Origin of the sequence: Serratia sp. Je.1.23.a (assembly GCF_051129805.1) — a bacterium.
Taxonomy (GTDB): Bacteria; Pseudomonadota; Gammaproteobacteria; order Enterobacterales; family Enterobacteriaceae; genus Serratia; species Serratia liquefaciens.
This window is the reverse complement of record NZ_JBCPSR010000001.1, coordinates 1,430,924-1,452,742: the sequence shown is the minus strand read 5'-3', so window position 1 is coordinate 1,452,742 and position 21,819 is coordinate 1,430,924. Positions and strand designations below refer to the sequence as shown.

At 57.3% G+C, this 21,819-nt stretch carries 20 protein-coding genes; 13 read left to right on the top strand and 7 right to left on the bottom strand.

Annotated elements, in window-relative coordinates:
• The first annotated feature begins 6 nt into the window (after positions 1-6).
• From AAZT04_RS07055 to add, 3 genes are all read left to right on the top strand, one after another.
• Positions 7-444, top strand: coding sequence for a PTS sugar transporter subunit IIA (locus AAZT04_RS07055; RefSeq protein ID WP_041415363.1), 438 nt, complete (start codon positions 7-9; stop codon positions 442-444).
• On the top strand, positions 441-1,034 hold the full coding sequence (locus tag AAZT04_RS07050; protein ID WP_115058918.1) for an AAA family ATPase: 594 nt from the start codon (positions 441-443) through the stop codon (positions 1,032-1,034). Before AAZT04_RS07055 ends, AAZT04_RS07050 begins: the two co-directional genes overlap by 4 nt.
• Positions 1,035-1,211: 177 nt before the next feature.
• On the top strand, positions 1,212-2,210 hold the full coding sequence (add, locus tag AAZT04_RS07045) for an adenosine deaminase (protein WP_129982931.1): 999 nt from the start codon (positions 1,212-1,214) through the stop codon (positions 2,208-2,210).
• A gap of 37 nt (positions 2,211-2,247) precedes the next feature.
• Here add and AAZT04_RS07040 read toward each other — a convergent pair whose 3' ends face one another.
• From AAZT04_RS07040 to AAZT04_RS07015, 6 genes are all read right to left on the bottom strand, one after another.
• Positions 2,248-3,252: a bile acid:sodium symporter family protein gene (locus AAZT04_RS07040; RefSeq protein WP_046373668.1), complete on the bottom strand. Its 1,005-nt coding sequence runs from the start codon at positions 3,250-3,252 to the stop codon at positions 2,248-2,250.
• A 66-nt stretch (positions 3,253-3,318) separates the two neighbouring features.
• Positions 3,319-4,359 carry an oxidoreductase gene (locus AAZT04_RS07035; RefSeq protein WP_434679401.1) on the bottom strand — a complete coding sequence of 347 codons (1,041 nt, stop codon included), beginning with the start codon at positions 4,357-4,359 and terminating at the stop codon, positions 3,319-3,321.
• Positions 4,360-4,440: 81 nt separating this feature from the next.
• Positions 4,441-5,358, bottom strand: coding sequence for an arabinose operon transcriptional regulator AraC (gene araC / locus AAZT04_RS07030; protein ID WP_020826722.1), 918 nt, complete (start codon positions 5,356-5,358; stop codon positions 4,441-4,443).
• 104 nt (positions 5,359-5,462) lie between these two features.
• Positions 5,463-6,446, bottom strand: coding sequence for an L-arabinose ABC transporter permease AraH (gene araH / locus AAZT04_RS07025; RefSeq protein WP_020826721.1), 984 nt, complete (start codon positions 6,444-6,446; stop codon positions 5,463-5,465).
• Positions 6,447-6,463: 17 nt separating this feature from the next.
• The gene (araG, locus tag AAZT04_RS07020; RefSeq protein WP_048760901.1) at positions 6,464-7,999 is read right to left on the bottom strand and encodes an L-arabinose ABC transporter ATP-binding protein AraG; all 1,536 of its coding nucleotides are present in this window, start codon (positions 7,997-7,999) and stop codon (positions 6,464-6,466) included.
• Between the two features lie 60 nt (positions 8,000-8,059).
• Complete coding sequence (locus tag AAZT04_RS07015) at positions 8,060-9,043, bottom strand: arabinose ABC transporter substrate-binding protein (protein ID WP_434679398.1); 984 nt, start codon at positions 9,041-9,043, stop codon at positions 8,060-8,062.
• Between the two features lie 361 nt (positions 9,044-9,404).
• Between AAZT04_RS07015 and AAZT04_RS07010 the strand changes: the two genes are divergently transcribed.
• From AAZT04_RS07010 to rsxC, 6 genes are all read left to right on the top strand, one after another.
• A complete protein-coding gene (locus AAZT04_RS07010; protein ID WP_434679397.1) occupies positions 9,405-11,090 on the top strand; it encodes a ribulokinase in 1,686 nt (561 codons plus the stop codon).
• A gap of 34 nt (positions 11,091-11,124) precedes the next feature.
• Entirely contained in the window at positions 11,125-12,630 is a 1,506-nt protein-coding gene (gene araA / locus AAZT04_RS07005; protein WP_434679396.1) for an L-arabinose isomerase, read from the top strand.
• Between the two features lie 159 nt (positions 12,631-12,789).
• Complete coding sequence (locus AAZT04_RS07000) at positions 12,790-13,230, top strand: DUF2569 domain-containing protein (RefSeq protein ID WP_020826716.1); 441 nt, start codon at positions 12,790-12,792, stop codon at positions 13,228-13,230.
• Positions 13,231-13,374: 144 nt separating this feature from the next.
• Positions 13,375-13,956, top strand: coding sequence for an electron transport complex subunit RsxA (gene rsxA / locus AAZT04_RS06995; protein WP_004938443.1), 582 nt, complete (start codon positions 13,375-13,377; stop codon positions 13,954-13,956).
• Positions 13,956-14,528, top strand: coding sequence for an electron transport complex subunit RsxB (gene rsxB, locus AAZT04_RS06990; RefSeq protein WP_004943888.1), 573 nt, complete (start codon positions 13,956-13,958; stop codon positions 14,526-14,528). The genes rsxA and rsxB overlap by 1 nt, the downstream gene beginning before the upstream one ends.
• Positions 14,521-16,749 carry an electron transport complex subunit RsxC gene (rsxC, locus tag AAZT04_RS06985; protein ID WP_434679395.1) on the top strand — a complete coding sequence of 743 codons (2,229 nt, stop codon included), beginning with the start codon at positions 14,521-14,523 and terminating at the stop codon, positions 16,747-16,749. The genes rsxB and rsxC overlap by 8 nt, the downstream gene beginning before the upstream one ends.
• A gap of 178 nt (positions 16,750-16,927) precedes the next feature.
• On the opposite strand, the gene AAZT04_RS06980 is transcribed toward rsxC, so the two are convergent.
• Complete coding sequence (locus AAZT04_RS06980; RefSeq protein WP_020826714.1) at positions 16,928-17,821, bottom strand: helix-turn-helix domain-containing protein; 894 nt, start codon at positions 17,819-17,821, stop codon at positions 16,928-16,930.
• A gap of 380 nt (positions 17,822-18,201) precedes the next feature.
• Here AAZT04_RS06980 and rsxD point away from each other — a divergent pair, with 380 nt between their 5' ends.
• From rsxD to nth, 4 genes are read left to right on the top strand one after another with little or no spacing between them, the layout of a single operon-like run.
• Positions 18,202-19,287: an electron transport complex subunit RsxD gene (gene rsxD, locus AAZT04_RS06975; RefSeq protein ID WP_434679393.1), complete on the top strand. Its 1,086-nt coding sequence runs from the start codon at positions 18,202-18,204 to the stop codon at positions 19,285-19,287.
• A gap of 9 nt (positions 19,288-19,296) precedes the next feature.
• On the top strand, positions 19,297-19,926 hold the full coding sequence (rsxG, locus tag AAZT04_RS06970) for an electron transport complex subunit RsxG (RefSeq protein ID WP_020826712.1): 630 nt from the start codon (positions 19,297-19,299) through the stop codon (positions 19,924-19,926).
• The gene (locus tag AAZT04_RS06965) at positions 19,923-20,621 is read left to right on the top strand and encodes an electron transport complex subunit E (RefSeq protein ID WP_020826711.1); all 699 of its coding nucleotides are present in this window, start codon (positions 19,923-19,925) and stop codon (positions 20,619-20,621) included. Before rsxG ends, AAZT04_RS06965 begins: the two co-directional genes overlap by 4 nt.
• Complete coding sequence (gene nth / locus AAZT04_RS06960; RefSeq protein ID WP_020826710.1) at positions 20,621-21,262, top strand: endonuclease III; 642 nt, start codon at positions 20,621-20,623, stop codon at positions 21,260-21,262. Before AAZT04_RS06965 ends, nth begins: the two co-directional genes overlap by 1 nt.
• Positions 21,263-21,819: the final 557 nt, after the last annotated feature.

Genomic DNA, 21,819 nt, shown 5'->3' with positions numbered 1-21,819 from the left:
AATATGATGACGATTAAACAACTGCTCATAGAAGCCGGTGCGATACAGGTCGGCGTGCAGGAAACCGACTGGAAGAAGGTAATTGAGCTGGCAGCCCGGCCCCTGGTCGAAAACGGTTATATTCACGCATCCTATTATCAGGCGGTGATCAGCAACACGTTGGCCCATGGGGCTTATTACGTCTTCGACGAAGGCATTGCCATTCCCCATGCGCGCCCGGAATGCGGCGTGATCAAAAACTGTTTCAGCATGGTGCTGCTGGAGCAGCCGATCGCCTTCGAAGACAGTGAAGAGGCCGACATCGTGATCCTGTTCGGGGCGACCGACAGTAACAGCCACATTGAGGAAGGCATCCGCGCGATTGTGGATTTGCTGGATAACAAGCCGCGGCTCGAACGGTTACGCGCCGCAAAACTCTGGCAAGAGGTGGTGGAAATATTATGACTTCGACAGATAGCGACGGTAAAACCGTTATTTTGGTCAATGGCGTTCCGGCTTCCGGTAAAAGCACCGTTGCCCGCGCGCTGGCGCACCATTTTGATCTGCCTTATCTCTCCCTCGACGGTATCAAAGAACCTTTTATGGCACGCCTGGATAACATAAACCGCGAACTGAACCGTCAGTTGGGTTATGCCGCATACCAGGCTATCTGGTCAATGGTGGCGCAGGCGCCCCTGCGCTGCATCTATGTCATCGACGCCTGGTTTGGCTTTCAGTCCAGAGAACAGCTACGCCAGTACCTGCGCGAGGCGGGCGTGACGCAAGTTTTGGAGGTGTGGAACCAAATATCCGGTGAACTGGCCGCAGAACGCTACGCCGCCCGTACCGGTCAGCGTCCCAAAGGCCACCCCGGCGCGGAGTACTTGCCCGAACTGCGGGCGCTGGCCGATCGCGCCATGCCGATGGCCCTGGGCCCGGTGTTGCGTATCGAGCAGGCACAACCGCTGGACATCGACAGGGTTAACCACTGGCTGGTGCAGCACGGCGTCGGCGATATCCAGGAAAAAAACATCGCAAAACTGAGGGTCGGATAAGCTCTGTTACCGACATCAATGCGGGAGTGGCGCGCTCCCGCTTTGGCGCATAAATGCAGCAACCAGCAACATTAATGTGATTGTCGTCACTTTTTTATGCAACACAATGGCAATTTTCATCATTTTGTTTTTATACTGATCTGCACTTTACCTACAACAAAATAACGAGTGCACATCATGATTGACCCACGCCTCCCCTTGACCGACATCCACCGCCATCTTGACGGCAATATCCGTGCGCAAACCATTCTTGACCTGGGCCGTCAGTTTAACCTTGCCCTGCCCGCCAACGAACTGGAGGCGCTGCGTCCGCACGTGCAAATCACTCACGCCGAACCGGATCTGGTCAGCTTTCTGCAGAAGCTGGACTGGGGCGTAGCGGTGCTGGGCGATCTGGACGCCTGCCGCCGGGTCGCCTACGAAAACGTCGAGGATGCGGCCAATGCCGGTCTGCACTATGCCGAACTGCGCTTCTCGCCGTATTACATGGCGATGAAACATCAGTTGCCGGTGGCTGGGGTGGTGGAAGCCGTGATTGACGGCGTTCGTTCCGGTTCGCGCGATTTGGGTATCGACGTACGCCTGATCGGCATCATGAGCCGTACCTTCGGCGAAGCGGCCTGTTTACAAGAGTTGGAAGGCCTGCTGGCGCACCGCGACGGTATTACCGCACTGGATCTGGCCGGCGACGAACTCGGCTTCCCTGGCAGCCTGTTCCTCAGCCACTTTAACCGCGCCCGCGACGCCGGCCTGCGCATCACCGTACACGCAGGTGAAGCCGCGGGTCCGGAAAGTATCTGGCAGGCGATCCGCGAACTGGGTGCCGAACGTATTGGCCATGGCGTGAAAGCGATTGAGGATCCGGCACTGATGGACTTCCTGGCCGAGCATGGCATCGGTATCGAATCTTGTCTGACGTCCAACATTCAGACCAGCACCGTGCCTTCTCTGGCGCAGCATCCGCTGGCGAAGTTCCTGCGCCACGGCGTTATGGCGTCGATCAATACCGATGACCCGGCCGTACAGGGTATTGAAATTGAACACGAATACCGCGTGGCGGCACCGCAAGCCGGCCTGACGCCAGCTGAAATCCGCACCGCCCAGGAAAACGGCCTGAAAATGGCGTTCCTCAGCGAACAGGAAAAACAGGCGCTGCGCGATAAAGTGCAGGGCTAAGTGAAAATGGGCGCGCCAAGCGCCCTTTTTATTTATTTCATTTCGCGGTCAACGCGCCTGCTTCTGCGCGCTGCTTGGCCGTTTTACGCGCGTAACGCTGCGCCAGTACGGCACACACCATTAACTGCACCTGATGGAAAATCATCAACGGCAGCACCATGGCACCCACCGCCGCCGCCGGGAACAGCACGTTGGCCATCGGGATGCCGTTCGCCAGGCTCTTTTTCGAACCACAGAACACGATGGTGATTTCGTCGGCAGTATTGAACCCCAGCCAGCGCGCGGCATAGGTGTTGATAATCAGCACCACCGTCAGCAACACCAGCGACATCACTAAAATGGTCAATAGCGACCAGCCGTCAATCTTGTGCCAAATCCCTTCCACCACCGCAGCGCTAAAAGCGGTATACACCACCAGCAGAATCGATGAACGGTCAGTGAGATTGATCAGCTTGCGATGACGATCGACCCATTTGCCGATTAACGGCCGGGCCAAATGCCCAACCACAAAGGGTACCATCAGTTTCAAAATGATCGAACCTATGGCGTGCAACACATCGGTATTACCGCCCTGAGTATGCATCAGCGCCCCGACCAGCAGCGGCGAGAGGAAAACACCGAGAATGCTGGATGCCGAAGCACTGCACACCGCGGCCGCCACGTTACCGCCCGCCGCCGAAGTAAAGGCAATCGCCGACTGAACTGTGGCCGGCAGTGCGCACAGGTACAGGAAGCCCAGATAAACCGTCGGTGTCATCAAACCCGGCACCATCAGGTTCATCGCCAGCCCCAGCAGCGGGAACAGCGCAAAGGTGCTGAGAAACACCACCAAGTGCAGCTTCCAGTGCCCCATGCCGGCGATAATCGCCTCACGAGACAGCTTGGCACCGTGCATAAAGAACAACAGCGCGATAGCCGCGGTGGTCAGATGATCAAAAAAGGTTGCCCATCTGCCTTCGCAGGGGAAAACCGAAGCGACAATCACCACCAGAATCAATACCAGCAAAAATTTATCAATGCGCAGACGCTGCAACCAGGACATGGGTCAGGATCCCTCGAGGAGTAAGACGGGTTCGGCACGCCGAACCCTGAGAATAAAACGCCGCGGTCAGACTACCGGCAACGCCTTTTGTTGTTTCGCAGATTCAATCCCCAGCTCGATCATTTCCATCACCTGGATGGCGTCAGCAGCCGTGACCGGATTTTCACCCTCACCGTTAATCGCATCGCGGACAGCCGCGTAATAGGCTGGGTAATTGCCTGGAATGCTGAGCAAAGGTTTTTCCGCCAGCACGCCATCACGTGACAATGTCACTACGCCATCACGCATGTCGTAACCCCAATCGGCCTGCGGCAGACGCTCGCCCGCTTTGAGGCGGTCTTCCTGCGGATCCAGCCCAAACTTGATAAAGCTACCCTGAGTCCCGTGCACGATATAACGTGCGGTTTCCGCCGCGGCCAGCACGGTACCATGCAGAACGACCCGGCGTTTGCCGTAGTTCAATATCGCGTGGAAATAGTCCACCGATTGTGCGCCCGGACGCAGTTCACCCAGATCGACATACAGCGTTTCCGGTTTGCCGAACAGTTGCAGTGCCTGATCGATCAGATGCGGCCCCAAATCATACCAGATGCCGCTACCGGCACCGCCCAGCTCTCGCCAGCGCTGACGCACTTCCGGGCGGAAACGATCGAAATGAGACTCGAAATAAACCACCTCACCAAGCGCGCCTTCTTTCAACAATGCCTTGAGCGTCAGAAAATCGCTGTCCCAGCGGCGATTGTGGAACACCGACAGCAGCTTGCCGCTCTGCTGCGCTTGCTGCTCCAGCTGCTGCGCCTGTGACAACGTCACGGTGAAAGGCTTGTCCACCACCACGTGCTTGCCGGCCGCCATTGCCTGCTGCGCCAGAGGGAAATGGGTATCGTTGGGTGTAGGAATGACGATCAGATCGATAGAGGGGTCGTTAAACAGCGCCTGCGGATCGCTGACTACCGTCATCGATGGCCAGTCTGCGTGCACTTTGCCGGCATCGCTGCTGGAAACCGCAGCCAGCTCTACGCCTGGGGTGCCGACAATCAGCGGCGCATGAAAGGTTTTACTGGCATAGCCGTAACCGACCAGCCCAACCCGAATTTTTTCTGCCATGGTGTTTCCTCTTACTGGCTCGCAATAGACCAGTCAGATTTGACACCATGACGCTGGCGGGAACAAGAAGTAAATGTAATGTTAATTTGTAGCCACAGCATAAGGCGTCTCACGCTGATTCCTGGCCGGATAGTTTATCTCCAGACTACGGCGGCGAAAATCGCTCGGGCTGACCCCGACCCGTTTGCGGAATACGCGGGAAAAATAGAGCTGATCGTCATAACCCACCACCCGGCCGATGGTGGCAATCGACTCCTGAGTGGTCTGCAGCAGCAGCTTGGCGCGGATCACCCGCTGATCTTCGCGCCAGCGCAGAATATTGATACCCACCTGCTCACGGAACAGATGCGCCAGCCGCGAAGGCGACAGGCAGACGTGGCGCGCCACTTCGTCGATGCGCAACTCACCGGCCAGATTACCGGTAATAAACTGGCAGGCCTCTATCACCCGGGGATCCATGATTTTCTGTGGGCTGAGGGGATCCTCTTCCATCGCGCGCAGCAGCAAACGCTCCAGCAGGTTCATCCCCAACTCTTCGGCGAAACGCCGGCCTGAACGCTGCGTTTGCTCGATATTGGCGAACAGCCGGTCGAACTCCAGCAGTAAATTATTGTTCGGTAAAGTTAAACGCCCGACCTCATGGGTTTTGCTGTGCCATTCCAGCCAGTCGGCCCAGTAGGCTCGCGGTCGGAAATACACCCAGCGGTGATACCAGCAGTCGCTGTCCGGCGAACGCCCATAGTAATGCGCCGCCTTGGGGGGAAACAGCAACAGATCGCCAGGATTGCAGTAAAGGGTGTCTTCGCCGTCGAACACCTTGCCCTGGCCCTTGATGGTCAGGTTGAGAATATAGCCCTTCATGCCGCCGGGGCGGTCGATAAAGAAATCCAGCGGGCCGTCCGCCATGATGGGCGTTAACCCCGCCACCAGATAGGCGTTAAAGGTGTAACCCGGCAACAGCGGGTTCGGCTGCGGTTCCTGTGCCATGCGATGGTACATCTGTCCTCCCGGAACGGCTGATAGAACTATCCTGAACAAGTGTATCGGCCCGGCAGAGAACTGCCTGAGCCGATAACAGAACTGTGAACGCGGTTGCCGATTTTCTAAATCCGACGTTTGGCCTGCTGCTTGTAACGGTCAAAAATCACCGCCGCCAGCAAGATCACGCCGCGCACCACATACTGCGAGAACGGTGAGATGTTCAGCAGGTTCATGGCGTTTTCCACCGTGCCGAGGATCAAGATACCGGCGATGACATAGGAGATTTTACCGATACCACCTTTCAACGAAACCCCACCCAGTACGCAGGCTGAGATCACGATCAGCTCATAGCCGATCGAGGTCATTGGCTGACCGCTGGTCATACGCGAAGCCAGAATGATGCCGGCAGCGGCGGAAACCAGCCCGGACAGCATAAAGATCACAATCTTGGTGCGTACCACCGGCACCCCGGCCAATCTGGCCGCCTCCTCGTTACCGCCAATCGCCAGCGTATTGCGGCCAAAGGTGGTTTTATTGAGCAGGAAGCCGAACAGGATCAGACAGGCTACGGTGATCCAAATGGGCGCAGGCAACCCCAGCCAATTGGCATAACCCAACGTAAAGAAGCGCTCGTCTTCAATGCCTACCGCTTTCCCGTCGGAAATGATGTATGCCAACCCGCGGAATATCTGCATAGTGGCCAGGGTGGTGATCAGCGCGTTGATTTTCAGCCGGGCGATAACAAAACCGTTGATCAACCCGGAGACCATTCCCAGCAGCAAACCGGCGCCCACGCCGATCCACAGGCTTTCGGTCATATTGATCACCACCGCGGTAGTGACCCCGGCGCAGGCGATCACCGACGCGACTGACAGATCAAAGTCGCCGGAGGCCAGACAAAACAGCATGCCGCAGGCCACCATGCCGGACATGGATATCGCCAACCCCAGCCCTTTCATATTGATAAATGAGCCGAAATTAGGCACAAACAGCACGCAGGCGATAAACAGTACCGCGAACACCACCAGCATGCCGTAGCTGTCCCAAATCCGCGCCAGCCCCTGGCCGCTGCGGTTTTTCACGGAATCGGTCGTTATGGTCGACATCTCTTTCTCCTTCACTTTCAGGCCACCGCCGCAGCGGTATCGGGGGCAATCTCGGGGGTGCGCAGCATCGCCAGACTGAGGGCTTTTTCCTCGCTGGCGTCATCATGGAGTAACTCACCGGACAGGGCCCCTTCCCGCATCACCAGGATACGGTCCGCCAGCCCCAGGACTTCGGGCAGATCGCTGGAAGCGAACAGCACCGCGATGCCGCGCTGCGCCAGTTGGTAAATCACGTTATAAATCTCGTGTTTAGCGCCAACGTCGATGCCGCGTGTCGGTTCATCCAGCAGGATCACCTTCATGTCTTCCGACAGCCAACGCCCCAGAATCGCCTTCTGCTGGTTACCGCCGGACAGATTCATAATTAGCTGCTCGGCGCTTGGGGTTTTGATATTCAACGCACGTATATGATGCTCGGCGTTGCTGGCCTCCCAACCGTTGTTGATCAGACAACCCGCGCGGACACTGTTCCGCCGCGCGCTGATGTTGATATTGTCGCGTACCGAATGCACCGGGATAATACCGTCCGCCTTGCGGTCTTCCGGACACAGCATGATGCCGGCACGAATAGCGTCTATTGGCGAGCGAATGGCGAGCACCTGCCCATCCAGCATCAGTTGCCCGGCACTGACCCGCGTGGCGCCAAAGATCCCCTTCATCAGCTCGCTGCGGCCGGCGCCGACCAGGCCGAACAACCCGACGATCTCCCCGGCACGCACGCTCAGATCGATCGGCGTTTTCACGCCGGGCGCTTGCAACCCCTGGAGCGCCAAACGCACCGGCCCCAGTTCACGCGGTTGATAGCCGTAGACGTCACCGAGATCGCGCCCCACCATCGCCTGCACCAACTGGGCATTATCAACCTGACGCATATCGTCAAAGGTGCGCACATAGCGGCCATCTTTGAACACCGTGATGGCGTCGCTGAGGGCAAAAATCTCCTCCATGCGGTGTGAGACATACAGGATCACACGCCCTTCAGCGCGCAATTCGCGGATCACCCGGAACAGCTGTTCGATCTCACGGGCGGACAGCGAACTGGTGGGCTCGTCAAACGCGATTACCTTGGCGTTGCGCGCCAGCGCTTTGGCGATTTCCACCATTTGCCACTGGCCGATCGACAGGTATTTCAATGGCGTATCCGGATCGATATCCAGCCCGAGATGCTCCAGTTGAAGCCGGGACTCGTAACGCAGCAGTTTGCGATCCACCAGCCCGCGCCTGGTCGGCAGTTGACCGAGATAAATGTTCTCCGCCACGGTCATTTCCGGCACCAGATGCAGCTCCTGGTAGATGATTGCCACCCCGGCATCCAGCGCGTCGGTAGTGTTGGCGAAGGTGACCGAACGCCCCTGCAGCTGAATTTCTCCCTGAGTAGGCGAATAGTTGCCGCTGAGGATTTTCAGCAGCGTGGATTTTCCGGCGCCGTTTTCCCCCATCAGCGCGTGGATCTGCCCGGCCTGACAGCTGAAACTGATGTCATCCAGCGCCTTCACCCCTGGGAAAGTTTTACCTATGCCTTTAAACGCCAGATACGGCAGCGCGGTAGTCATAGTGTTTTCCTCCTGCAGTTAAAAATGCCGCCCGGCAGCATGCTGTGGGCGGCCCGGTAATTACATCAGGCCTTTCTTCTGCAGTTCGGTTTTAAAGTTGTCGCGCGTGATCAGCACCACGTCGGTCACTTCGGTGAATTTTTGCGGTTCTACCCCCTTTTCGACCCAGTCATGCAACATCTGGATGCTCTTGTAACCGTGAATGTCCGGGCTCGGCAGCAGCGAACCGTAGAAGCCGGTGGCCTGCGCCTTGGACAGCTCACTGACCGCATCCACCCCGTTGATCCCGATGCCAATCACGTTCGGCGTCTTAAACCCCTGGCCTTCGGTAGCGCGCACGCCGCCGAGCACGGTGTTGTCGTTCATGCCGACAATCAGCCAGTTTTTCACTTCAGGATGCTGCACCAGCATTGAGTTGGCGGCGTCGAACGCTCCTGGGATATCGTTGGATTTGGTCGGTACCCGGTAAATCTGCTTTTCCGGGAAACCGGCGGCTTTCAACGCGGCAATAGAACCGCCGGTGCGGCGACGGGCCGTGTCCAGTTCATCGGCGGTAATGGCCATCACCGCGGTATCCGGCAGCTTCCAGCCGCGCTTGTTCAGCTCTTTCCACAGCTCTTCCCCCTGGCGTTCGCCGATTTTGGTGGCGGCCATCATCACCAGCGGCACGCTGTCCATAGGCTTGCCTTTGGCGGTAACGAACTGGTCGTCCACCGCGATCACTTTCAGATTGTAACTGCGCGCCTTGGCGACGATCGCCGAGCCCAATTTCGGATCCGGCGTGCAGATGACAAACCCTTTGGCTCCGCTGGCCGCCAGGCTGTCGATGGCGTTCAGGGTCTTCTCGCCGTCCGGCACCGCGATTTTAATCACCTCAAAGCCGAGATCCTTACCGGCCTTATCGGCAAATTTCCATTCGGTCTGGAACCAGGGTTCTTCCGGCTGCTTGACCAAGAAACCCAGCTTCATGGTCTCGGCGATAGCCGAATGTGACATAACGGCCGCCAGCCCCAGTGTCGCCAGCGCCTTAGTGAATTTATGCATGATGCTCTCCGCTATTTTGTTCTCTGTGGCGACGAAACCCGCTCGCGGTGAAAACGTTATCATTAGAGTAATGGCTGTAGGTGTAGCGCTTATCTCGCGGCATTGCCTTACAGCCGGGGTAAGACGGCTTAAGTTTTAGCGGGTATTTGTTGCTGAAATGTAGAGCGCTATCACATCCGTGGAATACAGCAGATATGTGCATATATTTAGCGAATTTCGCCAAGCGTTAACTTATGACAGCCGTCACAAAACCACTGTGGGAAGCAGAAAAGTGCATACTTCCAGCCAATGGCTCCTCACCTGCCCAGCGCTTCGGCTCCTATGGTTGTCACAGCGTATTAACACATCAGGAGTCAACATCATGACGGCAGGTGCTATTGCCCTGGGATTGGACTTCGGCAGCGACTCGGTGCGGGCGTTGGCGGTCGACTGCCAAAACGGTGCGGAGCTGGATACCGAAGTGGTTTATTACCCTCGCTGGCAGCGCGGTGAGTTTTGCAATGCGTCGGAGAATCGCTTTCGTCATCATCCGCTCGACTATATTGAAGCCATGGAACAGGCGATGGTCAGTCTGGTGCAGCGCATGACCCCGGCGCAACGGCTGCAGGTCGTGGGTATCGGCGTCGACTCAACCGGCTCCACCCCTGCGCCGATCGACCAGCAGGGCCAGGTGTTGGCGCTGCGGCCAGAATTTGCCGACAACCCGAACGCCATGTTTGTGCTGTGGAAAGATCACACGGCTCTTGAAGAAGCGGATGCCATCAATCGGCTCTGCCGCAGCGGCGAATTCCCCGATTATTCCCGCTACATCGGCGGCGTGTACTCTTCCGAATGGTTCTGGGCCAAAATTCTGCACGTCACGCGACGGGACGCCGAGGTACGTCAGGCGGCGGCTTCCTGGATAGAGCTGTGCGATTGGGTGCCGGCGTTACTGTCCGGGACCACCGCCCCACAGCGGTTGAAACGCGGGCGTTGTAGCGTAGGCCACAAAACCTTGTGGCACCCCGACTGGGGCGGCCTGCCGCCAAAACCCTTTTTTGCCGCACTCGATCCATTACTGGTTGAGCATTTGCCCTACCCGCTGTTTGACGACTGCCACACCGCCGAGCTGCCGGTCGGCACACTGAGTGCCGAATGGGCCGCACGCCTCGGATTGCCAACCACGGTGGTGCTGTCAGGTGGCGCCTTCGACTGCCATATGGGCGCAGTGGGGGCCGGAGCCCAGCCTTATACCCTGGTGAAGGTGATTGGCACCTCTACCTGCGACATCCTGATCGCCGATCGCCAGCGGGTGGACGGGCGTGCCATCGAGGGCATTTGCGGCCAGGTTGACGGCAGCGTGGTGCCGGGGTTAATCGGTATGGAAGCAGGACAGTCCGCCTTTGGCGATATGTACGCCTGGTTCGGTCGCCTGCTGAGCTGGCCGCTGCGCGAAGCGGCAAAAAGCCAACCGCAGCTGCAGCCCCAATTGCAACAGATAGAAGCCGGCATGCTGGCCGCGCTGACCGAGGCCTGGGCCGATAAACCGTCACTGGATCATCTGCCGGTGGTGCTGGACTGGTTTAACGGCCGCCGCACGCCCTATGCCAATCAACGTCTGAAAGGCGTGATCGCCGATCTGAACCTCGGCACCGATGCGCCGACGCTGTTCGGTGGCTTTATCGCCGCTACCGCCTTCGGTGCCCGCGCCATCATGGAGTGTTTTGAGCAGCAGTCTATTCCGGTGGACAACGTACTGGCGCTGGGGGGGATTGCGCGTAAATCACCGGCGATCATGCAGGTCTGCGCCGACGTGATGAATCGACCGCTGCAGATCGTGGCTTCAGACCAATGTTGCGCGCTGGGGGCGGCTATCTTCGCCGCGGTGGCGGCCGATCATTTCCGCAGCGTGCCCGAAGCACAACGCCACATGGCCTGCGGCATCGAACGCACTCTCCAGCCGGATCCGCAGCGCGTCGCCCGCTACCAACAGCTTTATCAACGCTATCAGCAATGGTGCCAGGCCGCCGAGCCGCGCTATGCCCCTAACGCCGGTTCAGCCTGCTGAACCCCCATTTCGACATGACAATTCAGGAGTCTCCATGGACGCATTCAAGCAGCGCGAAGTCTGGTTCGCCATCGGCAGCCAGCACCTGTACGGCCCGCACACCCTGCAACAGGTCAAGGCACACGCCGAGCAGGTGGTGGAAAATCTCAACCGTGAGGCCGGATTGCCGGTAAAACTGGTGCTGAAACCGCTGGTGACCACGCCGGATGAAATCACCGCCCTGTGCCGCGACGCCAACTATCAGCCACAGTGCATCGGCATCATGGCCTGGCTGCACACCTTTTCGCCGGCCAAAATGTGGATCGCCGGACTGTCGATCCTCCACAAGCCGCTGTTGCAATTCCATACCCAGTTCAACGCTCAGATCCCGTGGGACAGCATGGACATGGACTTTATGAACCTCAATCAGACCGCACACGGTGGCCGCGAATTTGGCTTTATTGGTGCCCGTATGCGCCAGCAGCACAGCGTGATAGCCGGCCATTGGCAAGACACGGAAGCGCACCGGCGCATTGCGCAGTGGATGCGTGCAGCCAACGCCAAACAGGCCAGCCAGCAGTTGAAGGTGGCCCGCTTCGGCGACAACATGCGTGAGGTCGCCGTGACCGAAGGTGACAAAGTCGGGGCGCAGATCCAATTCGGCTATTCGGTGAATGCCTATGGCATCGGTGATTTAGTCAGCGTGATCAATGAGGTCAGCCGTGGCGATGTGGATACGCTGATTGAAGAATACGAAACCCGCTACGTCTTGAGCGATGCGGCGCAAATCAACGGGGAAAAGCGTGAAAACCTGCTCGACGCGGCGCGAATCGAATTAGGCATGAAGCGCTTCCTCGAACAGGGTAACTTCCAGGCCTTCACTACCAATTTTGAAGACTTGCATGGCATGAAGCAGTTACCGGGGCTGGCGGTACAACGCCTGATGCAGCAGGGTTACGGCTTCGGCGGCGAAGGCGACTGGAAAACCGCCGCGCTGTTGCGCATCCTGAAAGTGATGGCGCAGGGACTGGAAGGCGGTACCTCATTCATGGAGGATTACACCTACCATTTCCAATCGGGCAACGATTTGGTGGTCGGTTCGCACATGCTGGAGGTTTGCCCATCGATCGCCAAAGAACAGAAGCCACTGTTGGATATACAACCGCTGGGTATCGGCGGCAAGGCGGATCCAGCACGGCTGATTTTCTCCACGCCGGCCGGTGCGGCGATCAATGCCAGCCTGATCGACCTGGGCGACCGATTCCGCCTGCTGGTCAATCAGGTGGACACCGTGGAACAACCGCATCCGTTGCCCAAACTGCCGGTGGCGCGCGCCATCTGGCGGGCTCAGCCAACGCTTGCCACCGCCGCCGAAGCCTGGATCCTGGCGGGTGGTGCACACCATACCGTGTTCTCACAGGCGTTGGATGCCGACCTGCTGCGACTTTACGCCGAGATGCATAACATCGAGTTTGTGACGATCGACCACAGCACCAGCCTGCCGGCGTTCAAAAATGAGCTGCGCTGGAACGAAGCCTACTATCAGCTTAATCGCCGTTAATCGGCCTGCTACCGGCGGCTTATCATGCCGTCGGTAGCCAAACGTGCTGCACCGGCCTCCTGGCGCCGACCATCCGCTTGATATTGATGACGAAGCCCGCATTACCCGCTAAGCTATGCGGCTGTCACATTGAATCATGTCTTACCCAGGAAGCCGTTTATGTCTCAAGCTGATTACAACCGTATTGGCGGTTGGTTGCTGGCCCCGATGTCCTATCTGATCGTCACCCTGCTTAGCGCCAGCCTGATGCTGCTTCTGTATGCCATGGCGATTTTCATGCCGGAATCGCGCGAATACCTGCTGACCAACGCTCAGGCGTTTAGCCTACAGTGGTATTTTTCAGTGCTGACCACGATGGCAATGTGGTGCTTTACGCTGTGGCTGCTGTGGCTGTTCTGCCATCGTTCGCAACGCTTCCCCAAGTTTTTCCTGCTGTGGTTGCTGATTACCGTGCTGCTGGCGGTGAAAGCCTTTGCCTTTGCGCCGGTGCCGGATGAGTTGGCCGTACGCAGCCTGGGTTGGCCCCTGCTGATGGCGGCATTGTTAGTGCCTTATATGAAACGTTCCAAGCGGGTCAAAGGGACCTTTACCGAACGCTAGGCGCGTTGTGGCACGTTTTGTGCGTATGATTGTGTAAATTTTCGCCAAAAAAGGGCGAAAATAGCAATAACCTTGCTATCACTGTGTTGTGGTCAGGCCGCCAATTCCCGATAATAGGCGGCTTTTATTTTTTTAGGCATCGCAATGACCGAATACCTGCTCCTGTTTGTCGGCACCGTACTGGTGAACAACTTCGTCCTGGTGAAGTTCCTCGGCCTGTGCCCGTTCCTCGGCGTTTCCAAGAAACTGGAAAGCGCCATCGGCATGGGCATGGCTACTACCTTTGTCATGACGCTGGCCTCCGTCAGCGCCTGGGTGATCAACACCTTTATCCTGGTTCCGTTGGATCTGGTGTATCTGCGCACCCTGTCATTTATTTTGGTGATCGCCGTCGTGGTGCAATTTACCGAGATGGTGGTACGCAAAACCAGCCCGGCACTGTATCGCTTGCTGGGCATCTTCCTGCCGCTGATCACCACCAACTGCGCGGTGCTTGGCGTTGCGTTGCTTAACGTTAACCTCGGCTACAACTTCCTGCAGTCTGCGGTTTATGGCTTCAGCGCCGCCGCCGGCTTCTCGCTGGTGATGGTGCTGTTCGCCGCGATCCGTGAGCGTCTGGCGGTTGCCGACGTGCCTGCGCCATTTCGTGGTTCTTCCATCGCGTTGATCACTGCCGGGTTGATGTCTCTGGCCTTTATGGGCTTTACCGGGCTGGTGAAATTCTAATGACCGCGTTATGGATTGCGATTGCTGCGCTCAGCGCCCTCGGCCTGTTGTTCGGGCTGGTGCTGGGCTTCGCCGCGCGCCGCTTTGAAGTGGAAGAAGATCCGGTGGCCGAGCAGGTCGACGAGATCCTGCCGCAGAGCCAATGCGGCCAGTGCGGTTACCCCGGTTGCCGTCCTTACGCCGAGGCGGTGGCCAACGGTGAGATGATCAACAAATGCGCCCCCGGCGGCGAGCAAGTGATGCTGAAATTGGCCGAACTGCTCAACGTCGAGCCGCAGCCCCTGGGCAGCGAAGCCGCCGCCGAGCCGGTGCGTCAGGTCGCTTATATCGATGAAGCCAACTGCATCGGCTGCACCAAGTGCATTCAGGCCTGTCCGGTGGACGCAATAGTGGGTGCCACGCGCGCCATGCACACCGTGATTACCGATCTTTGTACCGGCTGCGACCTGTGCGTCGCGCCGTGCCCTACCGATTGTATTGAAATGAAACCGGTCGCCACCACTACCGCCAACTGGAAGTGGGATATGAAGACGATCCCGGTGCAAGTGATCCACGTGGAGCAACATGCTTAATTTGTTCGCCGCCTTCAAAAAAGACCGGATTTGGGATTTCGACGGCGGGATCCATCCCCCGGAAATGAAAACCCAGTCCAGCGGCGTACCGCTGCGTACCGCCCCGCTGCCCGACACCTTCGTCATCCCCTTGCAACAGCATTTGGGACCGGAAGGCGAATTGTGCGTCAACGTCGGCGAGCACGTGCTGAAAGGCCAGCCGCTGACCGTCGGCCGTGGCCGTACCGTGCCGGTGCATGCGCCGACCTCCGGCACCATCAGCGCCATCAAACCGCATATCACCGCTCACCCTTCAGGGCTGGCAGAGCTGTGCGTTATTATTCAGCCGGATGGCGAAGACCGTTGGTGCGAACGCGCACCGGTGGCGGATTACCGTCAACTGCCTACCGGCGAACTGATCCAGCGGATTCATCAGGCCGGCATCGCCGGGTTGGGTGGCGCAGGTTTCCCTACCGCCAGCAAGCTGCAGGGTGGCATGAACGGGGTAGAAACCCTGATCCTCAATGCCGCGGAATGCGAGCCTTATATCACCGCCGATGACCGTTTGATGCAGGAGCATGCCGACCAAGTGATCGAAGGCACGCAGATCCTGCGCCACCTGCTGCAGCCGAAAGTGACGCTGATCGGCATCGAGGACAATAAGCCCGAAGCGATCGAAGCGTTAAAACTGGCGTTGCGCGATCAACCGGGCATCTCGCTGCGGGTGATCCCAACCAAATATCCTTCCGGCGGCGCCAAGCAGCTCACCAAGATCCTGATCGGCAAGGAAGTGCCGCACGGCAAACACTCCTCCGCTATCGGCGTGCTGATGCAAAACGTCGGGACTGCCTTTGCCATTAAGCGCGCCATTGTCGACGGCGAACCCTTGATCGAACGCGTGGTCACCCTTACCGGTGAAGCGCTCAGCCAACCGGGTAATCTGTGGGCGCGCATCGGCACCCCGGTGCAGCACCTGCTGAACTTTGCCGGTTTCCAGCCGCAGGCCCAACAAATGGTGGTCATGGGCGGCCCGCTGATGGGCTTCACTCTGCCCGCGCTGAACGTGCCGATCGTTAAGATCAGCAACTGCATTCTGGCCCCTTCCGTCAGTGAAATGGCGCCGCAAGAACCTGAACAGTCCTGTATTCGCTGCGGTTTATGCGTTGATGCCTGCCCGGCGGGCCTGTTGCCACAGCAGCTTTACTGGTTCAGCCGTGGCGAAGAACACGAAAAAGCCCGCAAGCATAACCTGTTCGACTGCATTGAGTGCGGTGCCTGCGCCTTTGTATGCCCCAGCAATATTCCGCTGGTGCAGTACTACCGCCAGGAAAAGGCCGAAATCAAAGCCATCGATCAGGAAGCCGCGCGCACCGCCGAAGCCAAGGCCCGTTACGAAGCCAAATTGGCCCGTCTGGAACGTGAAAAACTGGCGCGCGAAGAACGTCACAAGAAAGCGGCCGTCAAAATGACCGACGGCGATCAGGATGCGGTACAAGCCGCCCTGGCCCGCGTGCGCAGTAAAAATGCCGCGCCGGCAACCGGAACCATCAGCGGCGAGGCACCGGACAATAGCGAGATGATCGCCGCCCGCGAAGCCCGCAAAGCGCAGGCGCGTGAACGTCGTGCTCAGCAAGATGCGGCTGCCACCCCAGCGACGCCTCCTGCTGTCGAGGGCGAAGATCCGCGTAAGGCTGCAGTTGCTACTGCGTTAGCCCGGGTTAAAGCCAAGAAAGAAGCTCAGCAAGCCGACGCAGTTGGAACGCCTGCTGAGCCGGTAGTTGTGGTGCAGGAAGAAGATCCGCGCAAGGCAGCTGTGGCCGCTGCATTGGCACGGGTCAAAGCCAAGAAAGCCGCGCAGCAGGCCGAAACCGTTCAATCGTCGACGGAACCAGCAGCTGCCGTGCAGGAAGAAGATCCACGCAAGGCAGCGGTTGCGGCGGCCATTGCACGCGCTAAAGCCAAGAAAGCCGCGCAGCAGGCCGAAACGGTTGAATCGCCGACGGAACCAGTAGCTGCCGCGCAGGAAGAAGATCCACGTAAGGCGGCGGTTGCTGCGGCCATCGCTCGCGCTAAAGCCAAGAAAGCCGCGCAGCAGGCCGAAACCGTTGAATCGCCGACGGAACCAGCAACTGCCGTACCGGAAGAAGATCCTCGCAAGGCGGCGGTTGCGGCGGCCATCGCACGCGTCAAAGCTAAAAAGGCCGAGCAAAACCTGGCGACGGCGGAAAACGATAAAGAGTAGCGGAAGCGGCGCCTTGCAAAACGCAAGGCGGCCCTGGCTGTTTCACTCAATAATGCGTGAGCGCCGCTGGCGACCACTTGAGCACGCAGCAAGGCGTGAGATGTGAAGGTTGGTGGACCAAACAGGCGGTTCGTAATACAGGGCGCGTTCCAATAGTCTCAGCCCTTGGAGTCACGCCCTAATCAATAGAGATCAGATAGGTATAATCAACGTCAATCTGGCGCATCTTCGAATCCTGATTCCTCTCCTTGGTTTGAATTATTTCCATCTCCACGCTCCCTTTCACTTCATTACGCAGCCCCGGCATCACGTGGGTGATCAGATAGGCAAAGAACTGCGAACATTCTTTCGCCGAGCCCAGATGGTTAATAGAAATATATTCACGCCCGGCGATCGGGATAGTGTCGATCTGGTAGCCCGACAAAATATCCTGTTTGTTCTCAGGATCCACTGCCATGATGTGGGTGGCCGAATACGCGTCATCATCTCGATTTCGCACGGAATGAATGCTGTAGACCCGATGACAATCCACACTCAGCCCACGGAAGAAATCGGTGAAGATTTCGTCCTTCATCGCCATACAAGACGAATGTTCGATCTCCGCTTCCGAGGCAAAATCCAACTGGCGCGAAAAACCCACCAGCTGCATATCCGGCAACGTCAGGCGTTTCACTTCTGGGTAATAATCGGCTGCGAAATTGGCATCGAAACTAAAGCGCGGCATCAGGTTTTTCACATCCCAGGTGTCCATCGAACGATAACGATTGGGCGTGGTGTCGAAACGCTGTTTGAACATGCGGGTAAAGGTTTGTTGGGAATCAAAGCCCAGTTCGTCTGAAATATCGATGATAGAACGGTGGGTGATACGTAACGCCACCGCTGCACGCGTCAGAATACGTGAACGGATATAGGTGGCGAGCTGAATGCCGGTGATGCGTTTAAACTTGCGTTGCAGATGCCACTTGGAATAGCCGGAAATACGCGCGACTTCGTCCAGATTAGGCCGTTTCTCCAGATGTATCTCAACCCACTCAATCAGTTCTTCAATAAAAAATACATCTTCATTTGTCATTAATGTACATTCACTAACTTAATAATACACGGGATAATAACCCACATAGATTATGCAAAAGTTGTTATTTTGTGCGAAAAAAAGGCCCTAAAATACCCTGCAAATCCAGTGGTTATCGCCTGTTGTCGGCCAGTGATGCCGACGATTTTTGTTTTGACTGACCAAACTACCCCGCTTTTCTCGGCAAAAAAAATCTAATCGCGCCATTAGAAATTTCCCCCTCGCGTACACCCCGTGCTAAAAGCCGAATACCCGCAAAATTAAGACGTATTACCCTCGCAGTGATTCAGGTAGAATGCAGCGCTATAATTTTTCCTGCGGCTCCTCTGAGAGGCGCGTTGAACCTGCCGATGCACGGCAAAGATAGGTGTAGTTATTCTATGAAGTTCAGGCCGGTACAACAAACAGCCGCCAAAGGCTTGCACATCGCCAGTTCTCCTTTCACCCATAACCAGCAAAGCACCAGCCGTATTATGCTGTGGGTCATGCTGGCTTGTATTCCCGGTGTCGCGGCGCAGGTGTGGTTCTTTGGCTACGGTACTCTGATTCAAACCGCCCTGGCGATGCTGGTCGCCCTGCTGGCGGAAGGCGCTATCCTCGCCTTGCGCAAGCTGCCGGTTCGCACGCGTCTGGCAGATAATTCTGCCCTGCTGACCGCCTTGCTGTTGGGCATCAGCCTACCGCCACTGGCCCCCTGGTGGATGATTGTCATCGGCACTTTCTTTGCCATCGTCATCGCCAAGCAGCTGTACGGCGGCCTCGGGCAAAACCCGTTCAACCCGGCGATGGTCGGCTATGTGGTGCTGCTGATCGCCTTCCCGGTACAAATGACCAGTTGGCTGCCGCCGGATGAACTGCGAGCCACCGCGCTTTCATTCCAGGATACCCTGTTGGCGATCTTCAGCGGCCATACCGCGCAGGGCGCCACCATTCACGAATTGCAGATGGGGATTGACGGTATCAGCCAGGCCACCCCGCTGGACGGTTTCAAAACCGGGTTGCGCAGTGGCCATAGCGTCGAACAAGTGTTGCAACAGCCGCTGTTTGGTGGCGCTCTGGCCGGTATCGGTTGGCAATGGGTCAACCTCGGTTTCCTGGCCGGCGGGCTGTTTATGCTGGCTCGCCGCCTGATCCACTGGCAGATCCCGTTCAGCATGCTGGCAGCTATCGCCGTGTGCTCCGGGCTGGCCTTGTGGCTTGACCCGCTGCAGCAGGCATCGCCGCTGATCCACCTGTTCTCCGGGGCCAGCATGCTGGGGGCGTTCTTTATTGCTACCGACCCGGTCAGCGCTTCCACCACGCCAAAAGGCCGCCTGATTTATGGCGCATTGATTGGCGTGCTGGTGTGGCTTATCCGTGTTTATGGCGGTTACCCCGACGGCGTTGCCTTCGCCGTTCTGCTGGCCAACATTACCGTACCGCTCATCGACCACTACACGCAGCCTCGCGTGTACGGCCATCGCTAAGGAGCCATGATGCTGAATTCAATGAGAAAGCATGGCACCACGCTGGCGGTGTTTGCCGCAGTGACTACCGGCCTGACCGCGGTGGTGCATAGCCTGACGCAAAAAACCATCGCCCACCAGGCGGCATTGCAGCAAAAAGCCCTGCTTGACCAAGTGGTGCCCCCGGAACACTACGACAACGACATGCAGACCGAGTGTTTCCTGGTAAGCGATCCGGCGCTGGGCAACGGTGCCCCTCACCGCCTGTATCTGGCGCGTAAAAACGGTCAACCTACGGCAGCCGCGGTAGAAACCACCGCGCCGGACGGCTATTCCGGCGCCATTCAGCTGCTGGTCGGCGCTGATTTCAGCGGCACCGTGCTGGGTACCCGCGTGGTCGAACACCATGAAACGCCTGGATTGGGCGATAAAATTGAGCTGCGTATCTCGAACTGGATTTCGTTCTTCAGCGGCAAGAAAATTGAAGGCCCGGACGATAAACGCTGGGCGGTGAAGAAAGACGGCGGTATGTTCGATCAATTCACCGGCGCCACCATCACACCGCGCGCGGTGGTCAACGCCGTTCGGCGCACGGCATTGTATATGGAAACGCTGCCGCCTAAACTTGATAGCTTACCTGTGTGTGGAGCCAGCGAATGAGTGAAGCCAAAGATCTGATTGTCCAGGGGTTGTGGAAGAACAACTCCGCACTGGTACAGCTGCTGGGGATGTGCCCGCTGCTGGCAGTGACGTCCACCGTGACCAACGCCCTCGGGCTTGGGTTGGCGACCACCCTGGTATTGACGCTGACCAACGGCTCCATTTCCGCGGTGCGCCGCTGGGTGCCGAATGAAGTGCGTATTCCCATTTACGTCATGATCATCGCGGCGGCGGTCAGCATCGTGCAAATGTTGATCAATGCCTATGCCTTTGGCCTGTATCAATCGCTGGGGATCTTTATTCCCCTGATCGTTACCAACTGTATCGTGGTGGGCCGCGCCGAAGCGGTAGCCTCTAAAAAACCCATCGGTTTGTCAGCGCTGGACGGCCTGGCAATCGGCCTGGGCGCTACCGGCGTAATGGTAACGCTTGGCGCGATGCGTGAGTTGCTGGGCAACGGCACCCTGTTCGACGGCGCCGATATGCTGCTGGGCAGCTGGGCCAAAGTATTGCGCATCGAAGTGGTTCACTTTGACAGCCCGTTCCTGCTGGCCATGCTGCCACCGGGGGCCTTTATCGGCCTGGGCCTGCTTTTGGCGTTGAAATACCTGATTGATGAACGGATGAAAGCGCGTACGGCCAAAGCCTTGCTGGCTGAACCGACGCTGGGACAAGGACAGACAGAGAAAGCCTGATGAATAAGCAAAAACGGCTGGAAATTCTTACCCGGCTGCGCGACAACAACCCGCAGCCGACCACGGAACTGGTGTACAGCACGCCGTTTGAACTGCTGATCTCCGTACTGCTCTCCGCGCAGGCGACCGACGTCAGCGTCAATAAGGCCACCGCCAAGCTTTATCCGGTGGCCAACACCCCGGCCGCCCTGCTGGCCCTGGGCGTCGACGGCGTCAAAGACTACATCAAGACTATCGGTCTGTTTAACAGCAAAGCCGAGAACGTGATCAAAACCTGTCGCATGCTGTTAGAACTGCACGGCGGCGAGGTACCGGAAGATCGTGCCGCGCTGGAGGCCCTGCCTGGCGTCGGTCGCAAGACCGCCAACGTGGTGCTCAATACCGCCTTTGGCTGGCCGACCATTGCCGTAGATACCCACATCTTCCGCGTTTGCAATCGTACCCGTTTCGCTCCGGGCAAAAATGTCGATCTGGTTGAAGAGAAGCTGCTCAAGGTGGTGCCGGCCGAGTTCAAGGTCGATTGCCACCACTGGTTTATCCTGCACGGCCGTTATACCTGCATCGCGCGTAAACCGCGCTGCGGTTCCTGCATCATTGAAGATCTTTGCGAGTTTAACGAGAAGGTTTATCCCGACGCCTGATCGCTGCCACCGGGCGCAACGCGCGCCCGTCTCTTCCTCATATCCCATTGAGCTATTTTTTATCGGAAATGTGATATCAAGCAGCAGTAACCTTGGTGTTCTCGCGGATTTCAGTAGAAAACCCAATTCCCGCTTATTTTCAAGCGAAAAATTAGTTAAAAATTGCGGTAAACCTCACGTTTTAAAGATCACATTACCGTCACAAGCGCCAGTCCCGTTTTCTTAAATTTCTATAATTTTACAAAATGCGTCATATGCACAACAATCCAATGGATTAATCACCCCACCTATTGATATGGACTAATAAAACTCCATTCAGCAGAATATATCACTGTTTAAATTCCGTATAGCTTTTAATCAAAACAAAAACTCGGCAAAGCAAATAAAGACGAACGTTAATGCTGCATAACATTTGCAACATGGTTGTTTCACTCCGCGAGCGTTATATGTAACAGGATATGACAAACGCCTTGCCTCGTTGACAAAGATAGTGAACATTAACCGCCGTCATCCCATCCTATAACAACGCAGAAGGATGCAGTCCTGCATCACCTTTT